Here is a 20,626-nt window from a genome sequence, read left to right on the forward strand (position 1 = left end):
TTTTTATTTTCATGCAAAAATATAAAAAAGTATCTTTGTTATCGGAAATTACACTAAGATTAAAATCTAAATTTAAAAATATGGGCAAATCAATATCATATAAAGAATCGACAGCCATAGCTATCCAGGCTATGATGAGTTCCGCACGTAAAGACGAATACGCTGATAGGAAAAGAAAAATCAATTTCCCTCAAAACAGAAAAAAGCGTGAAGTCACACTCAAAGATATACGCGAGTGGAACAAAAGAAGGACCTATAAAGAGGATGCCGGAATCACCGTGAACGCAATGATGGAATCCGCCATCAAAGATCCATATGTGGATTTGAATCCGCCATCCCAATTCTAAAAGCTCAACGCTCGATTTCCAGCGCCATCGGACAATGATCGGAATGTACAGCATCATTCAAAATCTGTGCACTCTTCAGTAAAGGACGTACCGGCTCGCTCGTCATACAGTAATCTATCCGCCAACCCTTATTCTTGGCACGCGAATTAAAGCGGTAGCTCCACCACGTATATTCCTGCTTTTCGGGATAAAGCAACCGGAAAGAGTCGATAAATCCCGCCGAAAGGAAACGTGTCATCCACTCCCGTTCTTCAGGAAGGAAACCACTGTTCTTCGCATTCCTCACAGGATCGTGGATATCAATCGGCTCATGGCAAATGTTATAATCCCCGCAAAGAATCAGATTCGGACGGGTTTTCCGCAACTCCGTCACATAGTTCTGAAAGTCTTCCAGCCACACCATCTTGAATGCTTGGCGTTCATCCCCGCTCGTTCCCGAAGGGTGATACACGCTGACAACCGACAAATCTCCGAAATCAGCACGGATAAAACGCCCTTCATTATCGTAGGCTTCCATTCCCATCCCATATTCCACATGATCCGGTTCCTGCTTGGTCAGTATAGCCACTCCGCTATACCCTTTCTTCTGTGCAGAATACAGATAAGACTTGTACCCCAGCGCTTCAAACACCTCTCCCGGATATTGGTCCGGTTGTAGTTTTGTCTCTTGCAGACAAAGAACATCGGGATTCTCCTGCGCCAGCCATTCCGCGAAACCTTTGGAAACAGCAGCACGCAACCCGTTCACGTTATAAGTAATAATCTTCATTGTCATATATTTATTAATTCATGTTCTTTTTATGAGAATAACAGCATAATATTCAGCACCGATACGATGATGGCAATGGTGTACAACACAAACGTACTCCAACGGCTGTTCACATAATCCCCCATCACCTTCCGTGAAGAAGTCAGCCCCACCTGCAAGAACACCGTGAAGGGTAACTGGATACTAAGTATCATCTGCGATATAATCAACCCCTTGAAAGGATCTCCGATAAAGAAAATCAGCAGCAGGGCAATCCCTAAAGACAGAAGAACCCCGACCTGCGAGTGGCTGTCCTTGATATGATACGATTCACCGAAAATACCTGCGAAGATGGAACCTGCCGCCATCCCGCTCGTGATAGTCGATGAAATGCCCGCCATCAGCAGAGCCAACGCGAATACGATGGCGGCATTACTTCCCAACAACGGTTCGAGCAGTGATTTGGCTTGTTGCAACTCCTCTACCTGAATACCGCTCTTGAAGAACGTAGCGGCAGCCAGCAAAATCATCGCACTGTTAATCGCCCAGCCGACAATCATCGAAAACAGCGTATCGAACAACTCATATTTCAGTACCTTCTTAATGGACGCATCATCTTTCTTATTATACTCGTGGCTCTGTATCACTTCCGAATGAAGGAACAGATTATGCGGCATCACTACCGCGCCCAATACACTCATGATAATCAGCATACTTCCTTTCGGAAAAGACGGAGTCACCCATCCCGCTGCCGCAGCCGGCCAGTCTATCTCCACGAGGAACAACTCATAAATAAACGAAAGCCCGATCACGGAAACGAACGCAATAATGGAACGCTCTATTTTTTTATAAGAATTGGAGAAAAGCATGATAGAGACAAAAACGGTCGTCAATATAGCTCCCCATATGATAGGCATATCAAACAGCATTTCCAATGCAATGGCACCACCCAGAATCTCCGCCAGCGAAGTAGAGATGGAAGCCAGCACCGCCGTACCCAATATCGGACGAGACACCCATTTCGGAGTATATTTAGTGGCTGCTTCCGAAAGGCAGAGTCCGGTGACAATCCCCAGGTGGGCAACGTTGTGCTGAAGGACGATCAGCATAATAGTGGACAAGGTAACCACCCAAAGCAATGAATACCCGAATTCGGAACCGGCAGCAAAATTAGACGCCCAGTTTCCCGGATCAATAAACCCGACAGTTACCAAAAGTCCCGGACCGATGTATCTGAAAACATCCAGTCCGCCCAAATAACGTTTATGATCTTTGCGTTTTAAGTCTTGAAAAATATTCTTCATTTTTGCATAATAGTTTATCCAGTACAAATGTACTTATAAATAACGACTGAAGATTCATTTTGGTTCAAAATACCAACAAATAAGTAAATAAGATTTAGGCACGGATTTCACGGATTTCACGGTTCAAAATCAATCAAAACCGTGTTATCCGTGTAATCCGTGCCTAAATAAAAATCAAAAGGGAGTTTTTTGCCACTCCCTTCCGATATAACTATAAAAAAGGGAAATGTCGACTATTAATATCCCATCTCGTGCAATGCACGACATAACTGGTCGGGACAAGATGTCGGTCTGCCGCCACAACGCACTCCTTCGAGCTTTGTTATCACCTCTTCTACTTTCATCCCTTTTACCAGGCGTGAAAGACCTTGCAGATTACCGTTACATCCACCCCAAAAGGCCACTTCCTTCACCACTCCATCTTCCACATTCAGTTCGATGTTCGTGCTGCAAGTACCTTTCGTCCTATACACATACTCCATGACCGCTTATTCTTCGCCTTCTTCGGGTTGCATATTAGTATAAACAGTCTGCACGTCGTCAAATTCTTCCAGGCGTTCGATCATCTTATCCAGAGTTTCACGCTGTTCGGAAGTCACCTCTTTCAAGTCGTTCGGGATGTAAGTGAAGTCTCCACCGACATCTTCGAAACCACATTCTTCCAGATGTTTCTGAATAGCTGCATAACTCTTGGGATCACCGTAGATAGTGATTGTTCCTTCTTCGTCATCCTCTTCGTATTCATCTTCCACATCATAGTCGATCAGGTCGAGAATCAACTCTTCCATATCCAGTCCGTCTTTCTTCTTGAAAGTGAACATACATTTGTGGTCGAAAAGGAATGCCAGGGAACCCATTGTACCCAAGTTACCGCCGAACTTGTTGAATACCGAACGGACGTCAGCCACCGTACGGGTAGTATTGTCTGTCAAAGTATCCACAAAGACAGCAATTCCATGCGGGCCGTATCCTTCGTAAGTCATGCTCTTGTAGTCGCTCTGGTCTTTACCCATCGCGTTCTTGATAGCACGTTCGATATTATCCTTCGGCATATTCTCACGCTTACAAGTAGCGATCACCGAACGCAGCGTCGGGTTATTTTCAGGTTCCGGACCGCCTGCCTTTACAGCGATAGCGATTTGCTTACCCAGTCTTGTAAATGTTTTAGCCATGTGGCCCCATCTTTTCAGTTTGGTGGCCTTTCTATATTCAAATGCTCTTCCCATTGGTTTGTATATTTTAGATTGATAATTTTAAGTTTATCAGATTATCTAAGTTTCGCACCCAGCTTATCTTCCAGGTTCTTCACCAGTTTCGACATGATCTTGTCAATCATCTTATCATTCAATGTCTGACTCTCGTCCTGAAGCAGAAAGCTGACAGCATACGACTTCTTGCCCGCTTCAAGGTTCTTACCCTCGTACACGTCGAAGAGTTCCACTTCTTTCAGCAACTTCTTCTCCGTATCGAACGCTATCTTTTCGATTTCGGCAAACTGTATGTTCTTGTCAAGCAACAAAGCCAGGTCACGCTTCACAGCCGGGAACTTGGAAATTTCCTTGTAGCTGATCTTCACGGAACGGATAGCCTTCATCAGTTCTTTCCAGTTCAGGTCGGCGAAATACACTTCATTATCAATATCGAATGCTTTCAGCAATTTCTTAGTCACTACACCGAAAGACGCAAGACGCTTGCCACCCTTCGTATTCACAGAAAGCGCAGCAGCAAAAACATCATCAGTCAGGTTGCCTACAACCAAATTATGCAGATCAAGTCCCAGACGTTTCAATATATTCTCCACGTAAGCCTTCAACTCATATACAGAACTGTCTTCGTCAGCGTGTGCCCATGAGTTGGAAACCTTCTTGCCGGTCACCCACAAGCCCAGGTGATAATCTTCCGAATAAGGAGCCAACACCTTTTCCGTGTTCTTCTTGTCTCCGTCGAAATAATAGCAATTACCGAATTCGAAGAATTTCAGGTCGGCATTCTTACGGTTCGCGTTATGAGCGATACTTTCCAGTCCGCCGAACAACAAAGTCTGGCGCATAGCGTTCAAATCCGCGCTCAACGGGTTCAGCAGCATCACCAGGTGATTGGACGGATACGTCTCCAGACCATCATAGTAAGCGGCACGGGTCAATGAGTTATTCAATATTTCATTGAATCCGCAGCCAACCAACTGCTCGGCAATCAGATTCTGCAATTTATTTGATTTGTCATGCTCACCTTTCGTAGTCAAACTAGACTTCAGAGTAGACGGAATCTCCACATTATTATATCCGTAAACGCGAAGGATATCTTCAATCACGTCACAGTCGCGCTGTACATCCACTCGGTAAGGCGGAACAGCCAATGTCAGACCTTCAGCCGTTTCATTGGTGATTTTCATTTCCAGACTGGTCACAATGCTCTTGATTGTCTCTACCGGAATCACCTTGCCTATCAGTGAATTGACTTTTGCATAAGCCAAGTCTACGATGAAATCCTGCGCAGGAGTAGTATATACATCCTTAATATCAGAAGAAATCGTACCGCCAGCCAGTTCTTTCACCATCATGGCAGCCAGTTTCAGGCAATAAATCACACTGTTCGGGTCGATACCACGTTCGAAACGGAAAGAAGCATCCGTGTTCAGACCATGGCGACGTGCGGTTTTACGCACCCATGTAGGATGGAAGTAAGCACTTTCGATGAATACATCCGTCGTAGCTTCCGTAGAACCGGAATCCAGTCCGCCGAATACACCGGCAATACACATGCCTTCCTCCTTATTGCAAATCATCAGGTCGCGTTCGTTCAGTTTACGTTCCACTTCATCCAGTGTGACGAACGTAGTTCCTTCGGGCATTGTTTTAACAATCACCTCATTGCCTTTTATCTTGGCAGCATCGAAGCAGTGCAAAGGCTGACCGAAAGCATGAACGATATAATTGGTAATATCCACTACATTATTAATAGGACGCACACCGATCAGTCGCAGTTTGTTCTGCAACCATTCCGGGCTTTCCTTCACCGTCACTCCTTTCACGGTAACTCCGGCATAGTGCGGACAAGCCTCGCTGTTTTCAACCTTCACTTCAATATTCAAGTCCTGGTTTTCCACTTTGAAGTCATCCACTGACGGGCGTTGCAAAGTAGCCTGCTTGCCGTTCTGAATCAGATAGGCATACAAGTCACGGGCTACCCCATAGTGTGAGCAGGCATCCGCGCGGTTGGGCGTGATATCCACTTCAAGCACATAGTCGCTCTTTATATTATAATAATCCTTGGCGAGGGTACCCGGAACAGCAGTTTCCGGCAATACGATGATGCCTGCATGATCCGTACCAAGCCCTATTTCGTCTTCAGCACAAATCATACCGGTAGATTCCACACCACGGATTTTTGATTTCTTGATGGTAAAACATTCGTCACCGTCATAGAGTTTTGTTCCCAAAGTAGCTACCACCACTTTTTGTCCGGCAGCCACATTCGGAGCACCACAAACGATCTGCACCGGATCGCCTTCTCCCAGATTGACAGTAGTAATATGCAAATGGTCGGAATTCGGGTGTTCCACGCAAGTCAGCACTTCGCCGATCACAAGACCTTCCAAACCACCTTTAATGGTTTGCACTTCTTCCACACCACCTGTTTCCAAGCCGATAGAAGTCAACGCAGCCGCCGTTTCTTCGGGCGTCAAATCGAAATTGACATACTCTTTCAGCCAGTTGTAAGAGATATTCATATCATTATTTTTTTATTGTTTCTCAAAAAGATTTGCAAAGTTAATAAGATTTTTCGGTTGACCGAAAAGGTTCTTAAAAAAGTTGAGAGTTATTTCACCACAGAGGACGCAGAGGACACAGAGGATAGCGGGAAGATGATAAACAAGTGTAAATCCGTAATAAGTAAATGTATATAATTAATTTGTGAACTAATTAAACATGAGTACTTAGTAAAAAGAAAGAACTCTGTGTCCTCTGCGTCCTCTGTGGTGAAATAATGAGCAACTAAAATGGCAGCGGTCCATCCCCTCCTATCGGTGCGGCAAACGGATTATCCGTCTGCGGAGTAAAGTCAGGCGCCGGCGGTGGTGGAACGGAACCCGCTCCCCCTGTATTCATTTTAGAACCAAGCATGGCACCGGCAGGCTCGCCCGGCATCGGGATAACCATGTCGTCTTCCGGATTCGAGAACCGGGTGAACTCACCCTTGAATCGGAGCAACACCTCGCCTACCGCACCATTACGGTGCTTGGCTATCACAATCTCCGCCATACCACGCAAGTCATTTCCCCTGTCATCCTGGAAGATCTTATAATATTCCGGACGATGGATAAAGCACACCATATCGGCATCCTGCTCGATGGCTCCCGATTCACGAAGGTCACTCAACTGCGGACGCTTACCGTCGATACCTTCACGGCTTTCCACACCACGATTCAACTGTGACAGCGCAATAATCGGAATATTCAACTCCTTCGCCAATCCCTTCAACGAACGCGAAATGGTACTCACCTCTTCCTGACGGCTTCCGAATGCCATACCGCTCGCATTCATCAACTGAAGGTAGTCAATAATAATGATTCTCACCCCATGCTCACGCACCAGACGGCGCGCTTTCGTACGAAGTTCGAAAACAGACAAAGACGGAGTATCATCCACATAAAGCGGCGCGTCCAGCAAGTCCTTCAACTTATAGTCCAACTGCTGCCATTCGTAATTTGCCAACTGTCCGCTCTTGATTTTCTCACTCGGAATCTCACAAACATTCGTAATCAAACGGTTCACCAACTGAACGTTACTCATTTCAAGAGAGAACAACGCCACCGGGTTCCGATAATCAACAGCTATGTTCTTCGCCATAGAAAGCACGAAAGCTGTTTTACCCATGGCAGGACGGGCGGCAATAATAATAAGGTCGGAATTTTGCCAGCCGGCAGTCATCTTGTCCAGTTTCGTGAAACCACTTTCAAGACCGCTCAAACCGTCAGTTCGTGCCGCAGCCTTCTGAATCAGCTTATAGGCTTCGTCAATCACCGGATTGATCTGCGTATAGTCTTTCTTCATATTCTGCTGAGAAATCTCGAAAAGTTTGCCTTCCGCTTCCTGCATCAAGTCATCCACATCCAGCGTCTCGTCAAAAGCCTTACTTTGGATATTGCTTGTAAATGTAATCAACTCACGCGCCAGTGACTTCTGCGCAATGATACGCGCATGGTATTCAATATGTGCCGAAGAGGCGACCTTACTACTCAACTGAGTAATATAGAACGGTCCGCCGACCTCTTCCAAATCTCCCCGTTTGCTAAGTTGCTCCTTTACCGTCAGAATATCCACCGGTTTCTGATTCACGGCAAGATCGGTAATAGCAGTATAAATCAACTGATGCCGGCGTTCATAAAAAGAATCGGGACGAAGAATTTCACTCACCAGTGAATAAGCATCCTTCTCAATCATTAAAGCTCCCAACACAGCTTCTTCCAACTCGGGTGCCTGTGGCTGGATACGACCATAGTCATTTACCGGTTGCACTTTAGTAGACTTTGTATTACGGGTATTTTTTCTCTGTTCGGCCATGAAGATATTTACTAGTTTTCAATTTACTATTTACTATTTTGCGACCGGACAGACTCCTTTATAACAGAGTTTTTCCAGTCGGGACGACAAAGATAGAATATAATCACGAAGAATGAATAAGGAAAAATGAAGATTTTACTAACTTTGCTCCCGAATCACATTAAGCACACGATTAATTGTGGTGTGCACCACTACAAATAGTAAATTGTAAATTGTAAAATAGTAAATAACCTTATGATCGTTTTTCCGAATATCAAAATAAACTTGGGGCTCTCCATCACGGAGAAACGCCCGGACGGTTATCACAACCTTGAAACGGTTTTCTATCCGGTAGCCCTCGAGGATGCTCTCGAAATCCGCACTCTGCCCGAAGCAGAAAAGAAAATCACTCTCCACCAATATGGAATGGAGATAGCCGGCAATCCGGAAGATAATTTGGTGGCAAAGGCTTATTCACTTCTGGACAAAGAGTTTCACCTTCCCCCTGTCGAGATTCATCTATATAAGCATATCCCTTCAGGAGCCGGTCTTGGCGGCGGATCGTCAGATGCCGCTTTTATGCTGAAATTACTCAATAATCATTTCCATCTGGAATTATCTGAGGACCAACTGGAAATATATGCCGCCACCCTGGGAGCAGACTGCGCCTTCTTCATTAAGAACAAAACGACCTACGCCGAAGGCATCGGCAACATCTTCTCGCCAATCGAACTTTCATTAAAAGGTTACCAGATTATGATTGTGAAGCCGGACGTCTTTGTTTCCACCCGCGAAGCCTTCGCAAACATTCATCCCCATCATCCCGAATATCCGGTCAAAGAGGTAATCCGTCGTCCGGTTGCAGAATGGAAGGATACATTAATCAACGATTTCGAAGCGAGCGTCTTCCCGCAGCATCCCGTTATCGGAGAAATAAAGCAAGAACTCTATAATCAAGGAGCAGTTTATGCTTCCATGAGCGGTTCCGGTTCTTCTGTATTCGGGCTGTTCGTACCGGAATCTTCCCTGCCGGAAATAGACTGGAAGCCCGACACCTTCTGCTTTAAAGGAAAACTGTAACAATAAAAGCAGTTTGCCTGCTTTGCGGGCAAACAAAAAACGGTACCACGACTCACGTCGTAGTACCGTCACAACACAAACACAAAATAAAACACGACAAAACTACTATGCAATCCACCTGTCTATACCGGAGAGGTATAAGTACTACTTATGTATATTCACATACTCACAAATAGCTTCAGGTTGATTAGCATCTATTAAACAAACCGCATGCACGGTTTGTTTAAACTTTTATGTTAATTAAAACATTTATCTCTTTTACTGAATACCTCTCTCACGGAGCTTCAGTTGCCAGTTCCATGCAGAACGTAAAGTATCTTCCAAAGTTTCTACGGCTTTCCAACCCAGTTCATTATTTGCGAAATCAGGGTTTGCCCAAACCTTTTCGATATCACCTGCACGGCGTCCGACTATCTGGTAATTCAATTTCACACCGGTAGCTTTTTCAAAGCCATTGATTAATTCCAAAACGGAAACACCACGTCCCGTACCGATATTGAATACTTCTACTTTTTCTTTCTGTCCCTTTTCCAAGATACGACGGATAGCGATTACGTGTGCTTTAGCCAAGTCAACAACATTGATAAAGTCACGGATACAAGAGCCGTCAGGCGTATCATAATCATCACCAAACACGCTAAGTTTCTCACGGATACCCATAGCAGTCTGAGTGAGATAAGGAATCAGGTTTTGAGGAACACCATTCGGCAGTTCACCCAGCAATGCGGTAGGATGCGCGCCAATCGGATTGAAATAACGCAGCATGATAGCATTGATCGGAGCTCCGGAAGCTACTGTATCGCGAATAATCTCTTCATTAATTTGTTTGGTATTTCCATAAGGCGATTCCGCTTTCTTGATCGGGGCCTTTTCCGTTACCGGCAGTTCATCCGGCTGACCGTATACTGTACAAGAAGAAGAGAACACGATACCTTCCACTCCATGTTTAGGCATTAACTCGAGGAGATTGATTAAAGAAACGAGGTTGTTGCGATAATAAAGCAACGGTTTCTCCACTGATTCTCCAACTGCTTTGCTCGCTGCAAAGTGAATAATAGCCTTAATTCCTTTATATTTAGTAAACACAGCATCCAGACCTTCCAAATCGAGACAATCCAATTTCTCGAAAACCGGACGAATACCGGATACCTTCTCTATATTGTCAACAACGTCAGCGCTTGAATTTGATAAATTATCGATGATGATTACTTCATATCCACTGTTTTGTAGTTCTACTACGGTGTGCGAACCTATATATCCTGTTCCGCCCGTTACTAAAATTCTTTCTTTCATATTCTTTATAAATGGTTAGTTTCTCGGCTTTTTGTCGTTTGAGCTACAAATTTATGGAAATAAAATGGATTTGCAATAAATTGTCACGAAATTATTTATCAAAAAACCGTTTTGGTACGATTCGATGGTATTCAGGTATAAAAAAACAGCATTCAGGTACAAAAAAGAATTGGAAACCCGCAGCCTGTATGTCGCCATACACCGGAGTTCCCAATCCCATATTTAATTATCAACTGTAAGTCTTACACCACACCTGAGAATCCCATGAATGCCATGGCAAGCAGACCGGCGGTAATCAGGGCAATCGGAGTGCCTTGCATCCCTTTCGGGATTTTCACCAGGCTCATCTGTTCACGCAGTCCGGCAAAGAGTACCAGTGCCAGCCCGAAGCCCAAAGCCGTAGAGAAAGCATACACAACTCCTGTCAGCAAATCAAAGTCTTTCTGAATCACCAGGATAGCCACACCAAGAATACAACAGTTGGTCGTAATCAGCGGCAGGAACACACCCAATGCCTGATAAAGGGCCGGAGAGACTTTCTTCAGGATGATTTCCACCATCTGCACCAGTCCGGCAATCACCAGGATGAAAGTAATCGTCTGCAAGTATCCCAAACCGAAAACATCAAGGACAAACTTCTGAATCAGGAAGGTTACGATGGTGGCGATGGTCAGCACGAAAGCAACCGCAGCGCTCATACCCATCGCAGTTTCCACTTTCTTGGATACGCCGAGGAACGGACAGATACCCAAGAACTGCGACAACACGATGTTGTTTACAAAGATTGCCGAAATAAAAATCAATATATATTCCATAATTATTAAATTGAAAATTGAGAATTAAAAATTAAAAAATCAGAGAATGTGAAAGTGAAATTAAGAACATAGTTCATGTCTATTATTTCTCAATTCTCAATTTTCAATTCTCAATTTATTAATTATTGCAATGAGGTATCCCAAAGCGATGAAAGCGCCCGGAGCCAGTACAAATACCAACATTCCGTATTCTTCCGGCATGATTGTCAGGTCGAAAATCTTGCCTGTTCCCAGGAATTCGCGAACAGCACCCAGCAGAGTGAGGGCAATAGTAAAGCCCAATCCCATGCCGATACCGTCGAACATGGAAGCAATCGGATTATTTTTCGCGGCGAACGCTTCGGCACGTCCCAACACAATACAGTTTACTACAATCAACGGAATGAAAAGACCGAGCGTAGCATACAAATCCGGCACATAAGCTTGCATTATCATCTGAAGCAGCGTTACGAAAGACGCAATCACCACGATAAATGAAGGGATACGCACCATGTCCGGTATCAGGTTCTTGATGGAAGAGATTACCACGTTCGAGCAAATCAATACGAACATCGTGGCAAGCCCCATACCCATACCATTGATAGCCGATGAAGTCGTACCCAATGTGGGACACATACCAAGCAGGAGCACAAAAATAGGATTCTCTTTGACAATCCCGTTCATCATTACTTTAAAGTTATTCATACCTGTCTCCTTTCTTAATTAGCACTGATAGAATCAGTAAGTTCAACTTTAATCGTAGCTCCAGTAGCTGCATCCGCGTCTGCATTTTCACCGGCAGCCTTTTGAGAAGCACCGGTGACACCGTTCACTTCCCCACCCTCTGCTTTGTATGCCTGGTACGCTGCATTCACAGCATTCAGGAATGCGCGCGAGCTGATAGTAGACGCAGTGATAGCATCTATCGAGCCACCGTCTTTGCTCACAGTCAGCGGAGCTTCACCCGGATTCATACCCAGGATAGATTTTGTACTTTCTTCATGCGTCACGCCTTGTTCGCCTTTCGTGGGATCATAAGCGCCAAACCATTTGTCAGCTTTCGAACCCAGTCCCGGAGTTTCCGCATGAGCCAGCAGAGAGTAATTATAGATTTTGCCTTCGGCATTAAAGCCTACCAGCACTTTCAATTCACCGCCGAATCCCATCGACTTAGCTTCAACAGCCGTGCCGACCAGCTCTTCGCCGTTCTTTGCCGGATAGACGATAAAATCAACGAACTTCTTTCCGTCTTTCTCACCGAAAATAGTATCGCTTTCCGCTACCGGATTATTGGTAAATTCGGGAAGAACCTTCTTCAGCGCCTCGTTCAGCGTCTTCGCGTTCGCTTCAGCGATAGGGCCTTTGGTCAGTTCGTTCACATAAGCCAGTAACGCTACGGAGACAGCAGTCACACCCGTAAGCACCAGCAACATATTCTTTAAAGATGATTGTAACTTTTTCATTTCTTCTTCGCTACCTCCCCAAAGCGTTTAGGTTTACAATAGGTGTTAATCAGCGGAGTGAACGCATTCATAATCAGGATGGCGAATGACATACCTTCGGGATAGGCACCGAACAGACGGATAATGACCGTCAGCAGACCGATACAAACACCATAAATCAACATTCCTTTCTTGCTCATCGGAGAAGTCACGTAGTCGGTTGCCATAAAGACAGCACCCAGCATCAGACCGCCGGAGAGTAACTGCAATACCGGAGAAACATATTTTTCAGGATCTGCCAGGTGCATGATACCTGCAAATACGAATACAGTCACCAGGATAGATACAGGGATATGCCAAGTGATAATCTTCTTCCAAAGCATATAAACCAGCCCAATCAGCAGCGCCAACGCACTGACCTCACCGATACATCCGCCGTTCTGCCCGATCAACAGGCTCAAAGCATCCGGAATCTGGCTCAACGCAGAGGTATCGCCATGAATCGCCTGCTTCATCAACGCCAGCGGAGTAGCGCCGGTGGTGGCGTCCGTGTAAGCGGTCAACTGACCGACTACCGGCCAACTTGTCATCTGCACCGGGAAAGAGAGCAACAGGAACACACGTCCCGCCAATGCCGGGTTGAAAGGGTTGCAACCCAGTCCGCCAAAAGACATCTTGCCTACACCGATAGCAAACAGTGCGCCGAGGACGATAATCCAGATGGGCAGATTGGAAGGTAAGTTAAATGCCAGCAACACACCTGTGATAACGGCAGAGCCGTCGCAGACAGTCGTGGTCGGTTTCTTCATCAAATATTTTCCGATTGCCCATTCGAAGAACAAACAAGCCGCAACGGAAGTAGCTGTAACAATCAGGGCACCCAGTCCGAAGAAATAGAGAGACACCAGAAAAGCCGGAACCAGTGCAATCAGCACGCCGTACATGTTCTTCTTCACGCTGTCTCCGCCATGAACGTGGGGTGATAGTGATACGATTAATTTATTTTCCATATTCGTTATTTTTTAGCTTGACGTGCGCGAATCATAGCTCCTACTTTGCCTTTACCCAGACGACAGTAGTCGAGCAGCGGACGGTTGGCAGGACAAGTGAACTGGCAGGAGCCGCACTCGATGCAATCCATGATTCTTTCTTTTTCCATTGATTCAAAATCCCCGTTTTCAGACAAAGCTCCGAGCAAGTACGGTTCCAGCCCCATCGGACAGGCGCTCACGCACTTCGCGCAACGGATACAGGTCTGCTCCTCGCCACGCTTGGCTTCCTTCCGATTCATAATCAGGATACCGGAACTGCCCTTCGCAGTGGGAACTTCGATATTCACCAGTGCCTTACCCATCATCGGGCCGCCACCGATTACTTTCCCCGTATCTTCCGGCAGACCGCCGCAAGCATCAATCAACTGCTTCATCGGCGTACCGATACGAGCCATGAAGTTGGAAGGTTTCGCAACCGACTTTCCCGTCACGGTAATCACACGCTCAAATAACGGTTTATTCTTCTGAACAGCCTGATATACAGCAAATGCCGTACCTACATTCTGTACCACCGCTCCCGTAGAGATAGGCAGTGCGCCGCTGGCCACCTGACGTTTGGTAATCGCGTCGATCAGTTGTTTTTCACCCCCTTGCGGATATTGCACCTTCAAAGGAACAACCTCGATACCTGCATAACTGGAAGCTATCTTCGTCATCAACTCGATAGCGTCCGGCTTATTATTTTCGATTCCGATAAATGCTTTGTTCACCTTCACAGCTTTCATCAGGATAGAAACACCTACCATGATTTCTTCCGCATGTTCCAGCATGAGCTGATGGTCGGCAGTCAGATAGGGTTCGCACTCTACCGCGTTGATAATCACACATTCAGCCTTGAAAGACGGCGGCGGACACAGTTTCACCTGCGTAGGAAAACAAGCCCCGCCCAGACCAACGATTCCCGCATCGGCAATCTTCTTCACGATTTCTTCCGCCGGAAGTTCACATACCTTCACCAGCGTCGTGCTGCGGTCGATTGTCTCTTCCCATTCGTCACCTTCCACATCAATGAAGATGGCAGGTTTCGCATAACCGCTGGCATCGACTATCGTATCAATCTTCGCCACTTTGCCACTGACTGAAGAGTGAATTGCTGCCGAAACAAAGCCGGCAGGTTCGGCAATCTTAGTGCCCACCTTTATCACATCACCTTTCGCGACAATCGGTTTTGCAGGCGCACCGATGTGCTGCCCCAGCAGAATAACTGCCTTTGCAGGAACTTCCGCCGTGATAATAGGTTGATGTGCCGACAATTTATTTTCGTGTGGATGAACTCCACCAATTGAAAATGTCTTTAACATACAATTCTGTATTTTATTCTGTTATTATTCTGTTACTTTCGGAGCTTCAGCCGATTCTTTGGCAGCAGCCGGTTTCGGAGCAGCCGGTTCCTTCGGAGCAACCGTAGCTTTCGGAGCAGCCGCAGCTTCTTCCGCCTTCGGTTTGCGCGGCGGGAAATTCAGCTCGATGATCGTATTCTGCGGACAAACTTCCACACACTTGCGGCAAGATTTACACTTGTTCGGATCAATGTAAGCCAGGTTGTTCTCCAGCGTGATAGCTTCGAACGGACAAGTCTTCACACACTTGCCACAGCCGATGCAACTAACGGTACAAGCCTTGCGTGCCACAGCACCCTTGTCCTTGTTCACACAAGAGATGTACACACGACGTGACTTCTTACCTTGCGGGCGGATCTCGATAATCGCTTTAGGACAAGCCTTCACGCAAGCGCCACAAGCCGTGCATTTTGCTTCGTCCACTTCGGGAAGCCCTGTTTCAGGGTTCATGTGGATAGCGTCGAACTGGCAGGCAGCCACACAGTCGCCACATCCCAGACAGCCGTAGCTGCAACCGGTTTCTCCACCATACAGTGAAGCGGCGATAGCACAACTCTTCGCACCGTCGTAAAAGTTCGTACGCGGGCGGTTGGCGCATGTTCCGTTACATCTCACTACTGCTACCATCGGTTCAGCTTCACCTGCTGCCAGTCCGAGAATATCAGCAATTTGTGCCATGACAGGTTGTCCGCCTACGGGGCAGAACTTGCCATCCAGTGATCCGGCTTTGACGCAAGCGTCGGCAAATCCACTACAACCGGGGTAGCCACATCCACCACAATTAGCCTGGGGCAAAACTTCTCCTACCTGGGCAATCCGCGGGTCTTCATACACGGCAAATTTCTTGGAAGCAAGATATAGAATAGCGGCCAATACGAGCGCTATCGCTCCCAATGAAATCACTGCAATCAGAATCAAATTCATAATGTTCTTAGTTATTTATTGGTTTTATAGTAAATGAAAATTTTTGTTTGAGTCGTGTTTTATTGAGCCACAAAATAAAATAATAAGGAATAAGGATAGCCAGAGAAAGAAGTGCTGCATACAATTCATTCCCTATCAGAGCCATAAAAAGAAACAATGAAAAAATCAGAAGTACGAAAGGAATTATGAATGCCAATACCACTGCCATCATGCCCATCGACATTTCGCCGACTACCATCACTCTCTCTCCCACCTGATAGGAAGAAACCGCAGTATCGATTATATCTATGATTTTGTCCTTACTATCCGCCGAGGAACAGTGCCCCTTTGCGCTACAAGCCGCGCAAGCCGATGTCTGAACAATCCTCACCGACAGATGAGAACCCTGTATGCTTTCCACAATACCTAGATGCTTTATAGTATTATTCGTCATTTTGCAAACTCAACATTACAAATCGCGGCAAATTTAATCATTATTTGTGAACTACGAAGCATTCTCCATATTTTTTCTACATAATAAATTGTTATTTCTTCTGTTTTCGTTATCGCACACGGAAAAAGATATGGCTACTATTTGAAAGACTTATCATCTTATCTCACACATATGCACTCACAACATATACAATATGAATAAAATTCTTTCGGACAGGTAAACACTTTCCTATCTCAAACAATTGGCAAACCTTTTCAGTACAAATCCCTGATTGTAATCTATAGAATGTGAGACACCAGCTTCAAAAGCCCATTGATAGCGATAATCGTAAGGAAGAGACTTTAATGCAGCCATCATAGAGCCATCATCACCTGGAATGTACAACTTTGAGCAAAATTCATCCCAAAGTCCTTTTTTAACCGCATCATAATGTTTATCTAATTCATCTTGTGTAAAAGCTGGTATATAATCTTGAATTTCATATCCTAAATCTTCCAATTCATGAGTTAGCTCTTCTACTGATGAATTAGAATTCATTATCTGATTAGCCAAAACAGTTCTATTAGACAGCACCATTCTATCACGATTGAAAGCCTTCCAATGATTCATCAAAATATCATCAGGGAAAAGGTCCACACCACCATGAAATTCATCAAATATACGTTTGGCAATTACAGAATCATGTTTAAATCGCACCATCTGCAATTTTGAGAGAAGATTAAAGTCTTGTCCTTTTTGTACATCATAGAGAAAGCCACACTGCCTGCCACTGCGTGGAAAGACCTGCAATCCTATCGTAGAAAGTGAATTCATTTTAAAATCACTTGCAATATCCAACGAATAATAATAGAGGACACCCGGTGTATGATTTTCATCCAGAATGGGACAATAACTATCAGTTTTCCAATCATAACAAGTTGTTGCGAAGAATGACGCCACTTGTGGTTTGCTAGTCAAATCTAATAATGAAGTTCTATTATAATAATGTTGAGTCAAACCAAACAAATTCATTTCAAAGCGGAATAGCCGACCATTTAGCTCAACACCAAGATCCAGCAACTGCACCAAAGGATGTGATAACATCAGAAGCATCATTTCCTGACCGGTAGCCAACTCTCCGATGTATCTCTTTTGTTTCACGTTGCGAAATAAATTAGGACTGCACGGAGAATGAAATTCCGTTTCACCACGGAACAAATATTTTCTTTCACGAAGATTGGGCTTCAAAGCATATCTACCTGACGCCAACCGAGACATAATAAAACTATCTGATGGCGCACTGTTAAAATATCCGCTTAAAGGAAAATCTAAATTATCCACTGTTATCTGCCTTTTTGTCACATTTGACGTCTGAAAAGGTGGTCTTATCATAATTGGAGCAGTCTGCCTTTTTGTATCTGCCGCCAACGCTCTTTGTTCATTATCCAACACATAAGCCAATGCGTCATCTATATTTGGAAATATATATTCGTTTCCTGTCACCATAATACCTTAAAAAAATCTTCCAAACTTATTATAAAACAATCTCCCAATCTGCAATCGTCCGGGTCTCCGCACTGAAATTTATCGCAACCTTCACCACCGGAAGCCCGCAGAGAGCGAAACGGTCGGAATATTGCTGCAAGTCAATTTGCTTCATGGCAGCTTCCGCGCTTTGATTCAACTTCAATTCCACCAGATAGAGAGTAGTCCTGGTACGAAGCACCATGTCCACCCGTCCTTTATGCGTATGCACCTCCACATCCGTATAAATACCCAGTAATGAGAATATCACATAAAGCATCTGCTGATAATGCCCCTCATAATCTGTGTTGTCGCAATAAGGCACAGTGGCAAGGAAAGTCTGAAGCAACTTCAAGGCGCCTTCCATATCTCCCCTCACAATGTTACGCGCCAAATTACGCACCACACTGTTCACCTCGTGCGTGTCGCTCATCACATAAGACGGTATCAAGCTTTTCATCAAACCGACTCGTACCTCCTTATTAGGAATATCAAGCATATAAGCGTCAAATTCCAAATCCGCCCCCTTTATCGTAAGATAGCCTGCCTGATAAAGCAACGGCATATAATTGGTAGCCAGCTCCAAAGGCACGTTAAAATCACTGGGTGATGCCTCCTCCCCACCGATCTCTGACGGCAACACGGCATATTTGCGCAGCATCTCTATAATATAAGTGGGTGTACCGCTCTCAAACCAATAGGAGCCAATCTCTCCCAAAGCCATCGCCTTAAGCAAACTGAAAGGATTGAAGACATCGGGTGACGGCCATGCGAAATGATAACCGTCATAATTTTCCTTTAATTTGTCCAACATCTCCTCAGCAGTAATCCCCAGGCGGACAGCCAGACGTTCTACATCCGGAAGCATCTGAGTACGAAGTTCCTCACCTGTAATACCACAAATGGCAGCATAATCAGGCAACATACTCACATTGGTTATATTATTAAGTTCACTGAACACGCTGAGTTGCGAAAACTTAGTTATCCCCGTAAGAAAGACAAAGCGCAAATAAGGGTCACACGCCTTCAACGGACTATAAAAATTACGCATCACGTTACGTAACTGCGGCAGGTTTTTCTCTTCATGAACCACATCGAGCAAAGGGGCGTCATATTCGTCTATCAAGACCACCACTTTCTTGCCGGTCTGTTTGTAAGCACGTTTAATAAGCCCCTCCAAACGCTGATTGACATACAGTTCTTCTTCTACACGTCCATAAATCTCCTCATAAGCCATGAGCTTCAATTCCAGTTCCGCGTTCAGTTGCTCCTTGTCTACATGTTTGGCAGTACTCATGTCGAAGTGTAATACCGGATGCTGTACCCATTCCGTTTCCAATGCCTCCATAGCCAGTCCTTCAAACAACTCTTTCCGTCCTTCGAAATAACAATGAAAGGTACTGGTAAGCAAAGATTTCCCGAAACGTCGCGGACGGCTTAGAAACAAATAGCTGGAAGCCGAATGTGTCAGTCGGTACACATATTCCGTTTTATCAATATAGAGAAAATTATCCTCACGTATCTTCGAGAATGTCTGTATCCCAATAGGGTATAATCTTTGCGAATCTGCCATATCAATCATATTTTTCACAAAGCTACAAAAAATATCCGTTCAGAAAAGGCAGGCGGGAAATTTTTTCCCGCCTGCAACTCTTTCACTTTATCTGTTTTTTCACTGTTCTCCTCGCTCCTCCTCTCTTCTCTTTCTGTGCTCCAGATACAGCAACTTCCATTTATCCCAATACGCCTCGATTTCCTCCTCACTAAAGGAGTCAAAAAAGAAATCGACAACTTCTACGTAATGACTCAATCTGCCATCCAGCCCTTTTTTACATCATTATAGGTAGAATGACCGATGTTTATTGCCTTATGTACTTCAGAATTCTTCAAACCCAAACGGTCTTGCAACTCCCAAATGCAAGCGCCCAAACTCTCATAACAAGCTTTTTCTTTTTTCATTCTTATTTATTGTTAAAAACACACCATAACGATTAATTATTTTAACTTTCATCCCATATGTCGGGATGATGTTTATTTCGTATTTGCTAATTTTACACCGTGTTTTAAAGCACATTCGTGTTTTTTTCGCAAAGGTAAAAATTTAAACTCATTACAGCAAAACAATATGCCAAACAACTACAGAATGTCCTATTTCATGCCACCCATCGCCCCCGTCAGGAATGAAGAAGGACGAATTGTCACCCCCGCCACCCTTCTCCCCTTCTGCGAAATCTCCGTGGAACAAGTTTTCCAGATGATCACCTGCAACGAAGACCTCAGGCTCCTGACCGAACAAGTACGCAACACCCCGGATATGCGGACGGCAAAAGCCACACTCCTGCCTTACGTGACCCCCTGCGGCACCTTCACCCGTCGCAACAGCAAGTGCTTCCTATCCCCCTCACGGCTGATAGTGATAGATGTAGACCACCTCGACTCCTACGAAGAAGCCGCCGGAATGCGCCGTACCTTGTTCGACGATCCCTTCCTCCGCCCCATACTTACGTATATCAGCCCCAGCGGCCGGGGCGTGAAAGCATTCGTCCCGACCGGCACGCCATTTCCGGCAGACGAGATACGGAATGTCACAGAAAGCATCCACAGAGCCATGCAATATGTCGAAATGGCCTACGCCCCGGCAACGGACATCACCGCCCGGACAACTGCCAAAGGCGTAGACGGTTCAGGGAAAGACCTGGTAAGAGCCTGCTTCCTAAGCCACGACCCCGAAGCCTTATTCAGAAACATCTGATATGACTTATAAGTCATTGCCTGACCATATACGAATTTATATTTCTCAATTGTATAATTCCCAATCCAAGA

At 45.2% G+C, this 20,626-nt stretch carries 20 protein-coding genes; 3 read left to right on the forward strand and 17 right to left on the reverse strand.

The window, feature by feature from the left end; translation table 11 throughout:
* Positions 1-80: 80 nt before the first annotated feature.
* The gene (locus BacF7301_RS19770) at positions 81-347 is read left to right on the forward strand and encodes a hypothetical protein (protein ID WP_167965536.1); all 267 of its coding nucleotides are present in this window, start codon (positions 81-83) and stop codon (positions 345-347) included.
* Positions 348-351: 4 nt separating this feature from the next.
* On the opposite strand, the gene BacF7301_RS19775 is transcribed toward BacF7301_RS19770, so the two are convergent.
* From BacF7301_RS19775 to dnaB, 6 genes are all read right to left on the reverse strand, one after another.
* Positions 352-1,116, reverse strand: coding sequence for an exodeoxyribonuclease III (locus BacF7301_RS19775; RefSeq protein WP_167965538.1), 765 nt, complete (start codon positions 1,114-1,116; stop codon positions 352-354).
* A gap of 29 nt (positions 1,117-1,145) precedes the next feature.
* A complete protein-coding gene (locus BacF7301_RS19780) occupies positions 1,146-2,399 on the reverse strand; it encodes an Nramp family divalent metal transporter (RefSeq protein ID WP_167965540.1) in 1,254 nt (417 codons plus the stop codon).
* A 236-nt stretch (positions 2,400-2,635) separates the two neighbouring features.
* Positions 2,636-2,881 (reverse strand): TIGR03905 family TSCPD domain-containing protein, encoded by a 246-nt coding sequence (locus tag BacF7301_RS19785; protein WP_167965542.1) that lies wholly within the window; start codon positions 2,879-2,881, stop codon positions 2,636-2,638.
* Between the two features lie 6 nt (positions 2,882-2,887).
* Positions 2,888-3,625 (reverse strand): YebC/PmpR family DNA-binding transcriptional regulator, encoded by a 738-nt coding sequence (locus BacF7301_RS19790; protein ID WP_167965544.1) that lies wholly within the window; start codon positions 3,623-3,625, stop codon positions 2,888-2,890.
* A 41-nt stretch (positions 3,626-3,666) separates the two neighbouring features.
* Positions 3,667-6,129 carry a phenylalanine--tRNA ligase subunit beta gene (gene pheT / locus BacF7301_RS19795; protein ID WP_167965545.1) on the reverse strand — a complete coding sequence of 821 codons (2,463 nt, stop codon included), beginning with the start codon at positions 6,127-6,129 and terminating at the stop codon, positions 3,667-3,669.
* 265 nt (positions 6,130-6,394) lie between these two features.
* Positions 6,395-7,963: a replicative DNA helicase gene (gene dnaB, locus BacF7301_RS19800; protein ID WP_167965547.1), complete on the reverse strand. Its 1,569-nt coding sequence runs from the start codon at positions 7,961-7,963 to the stop codon at positions 6,395-6,397.
* 234 nt (positions 7,964-8,197) lie between these two features.
* Between dnaB and ispE the strand changes: the two genes are divergently transcribed.
* A complete protein-coding gene (gene ispE, locus BacF7301_RS19805; RefSeq protein WP_167965549.1) occupies positions 8,198-9,022 on the forward strand; it encodes a 4-(cytidine 5'-diphospho)-2-C-methyl-D-erythritol kinase in 825 nt (274 codons plus the stop codon).
* A gap of 258 nt (positions 9,023-9,280) precedes the next feature.
* Here ispE and galE read toward each other — a convergent pair whose 3' ends face one another.
* The 11 genes from galE to BacF7301_RS19860 form a co-directional block, all read right to left on the reverse strand.
* Complete coding sequence (galE, locus tag BacF7301_RS19810) at positions 9,281-10,315, reverse strand: UDP-glucose 4-epimerase GalE (RefSeq protein WP_022136693.1); 1,035 nt, start codon at positions 10,313-10,315, stop codon at positions 9,281-9,283.
* A 242-nt stretch (positions 10,316-10,557) separates the two neighbouring features.
* Positions 10,558-11,130 carry an electron transport complex subunit RsxA gene (gene rsxA / locus BacF7301_RS19815; protein WP_167965551.1) on the reverse strand — a complete coding sequence of 191 codons (573 nt, stop codon included), beginning with the start codon at positions 11,128-11,130 and terminating at the stop codon, positions 10,558-10,560.
* A 96-nt stretch (positions 11,131-11,226) separates the two neighbouring features.
* Entirely contained in the window at positions 11,227-11,814 is a 588-nt protein-coding gene (gene rsxE / locus BacF7301_RS19820) for an electron transport complex subunit RsxE (RefSeq protein WP_167965553.1), read from the reverse strand.
* A gap of 14 nt (positions 11,815-11,828) precedes the next feature.
* On the reverse strand, positions 11,829-12,572 hold the full coding sequence (locus tag BacF7301_RS19825) for an RnfABCDGE type electron transport complex subunit G (RefSeq protein ID WP_167965555.1): 744 nt from the start codon (positions 12,570-12,572) through the stop codon (positions 11,829-11,831).
* Positions 12,569-13,561 (reverse strand): RnfABCDGE type electron transport complex subunit D, encoded by a 993-nt coding sequence (locus tag BacF7301_RS19830; protein WP_167965557.1) that lies wholly within the window; start codon positions 13,559-13,561, stop codon positions 12,569-12,571. The genes BacF7301_RS19825 and BacF7301_RS19830 overlap by 4 nt, the downstream gene beginning before the upstream one ends.
* A gap of 5 nt (positions 13,562-13,566) precedes the next feature.
* The gene (rsxC, locus tag BacF7301_RS19835; RefSeq protein ID WP_167965559.1) at positions 13,567-14,904 is read right to left on the reverse strand and encodes an electron transport complex subunit RsxC; all 1,338 of its coding nucleotides are present in this window, start codon (positions 14,902-14,904) and stop codon (positions 13,567-13,569) included.
* 24 nt (positions 14,905-14,928) lie between these two features.
* On the reverse strand, positions 14,929-15,867 hold the full coding sequence (locus BacF7301_RS19840; protein ID WP_167965561.1) for a Fe-S cluster domain-containing protein: 939 nt from the start codon (positions 15,865-15,867) through the stop codon (positions 14,929-14,931).
* Between the two features lie 7 nt (positions 15,868-15,874).
* Entirely contained in the window at positions 15,875-16,300 is a 426-nt protein-coding gene (locus BacF7301_RS19845) for a SoxR reducing system RseC family protein (RefSeq protein ID WP_167965563.1), read from the reverse strand.
* Positions 16,301-16,528: 228 nt separating this feature from the next.
* Positions 16,529-17,785, reverse strand: coding sequence for an FRG domain-containing protein (locus BacF7301_RS19850; protein ID WP_167965565.1), 1,257 nt, complete (start codon positions 17,783-17,785; stop codon positions 16,529-16,531).
* Between the two features lie 28 nt (positions 17,786-17,813).
* The gene (locus BacF7301_RS19855) at positions 17,814-19,376 is read right to left on the reverse strand and encodes an ATP-binding protein (RefSeq protein WP_167965567.1); all 1,563 of its coding nucleotides are present in this window, start codon (positions 19,374-19,376) and stop codon (positions 17,814-17,816) included.
* A 233-nt stretch (positions 19,377-19,609) separates the two neighbouring features.
* Entirely contained in the window at positions 19,610-19,762 is a 153-nt protein-coding gene (locus tag BacF7301_RS19860; protein ID WP_167965569.1) for a hypothetical protein, read from the reverse strand.
* 166 nt (positions 19,763-19,928) lie between these two features.
* Between BacF7301_RS19860 and BacF7301_RS19865 the strand changes: the two genes are divergently transcribed.
* Positions 19,929-20,555: a BT4734/BF3469 family protein gene (locus tag BacF7301_RS19865; RefSeq protein ID WP_167965571.1), complete on the forward strand. Its 627-nt coding sequence runs from the start codon at positions 19,929-19,931 to the stop codon at positions 20,553-20,555.
* Positions 20,556-20,626 lie beyond the last annotated feature (71 nt).

This window comes from Bacteroides faecium, assembly GCF_012113595.1.
GTDB lineage: Bacteria > Bacteroidota > Bacteroidia > Bacteroidales > Bacteroidaceae > Bacteroides > Bacteroides faecium.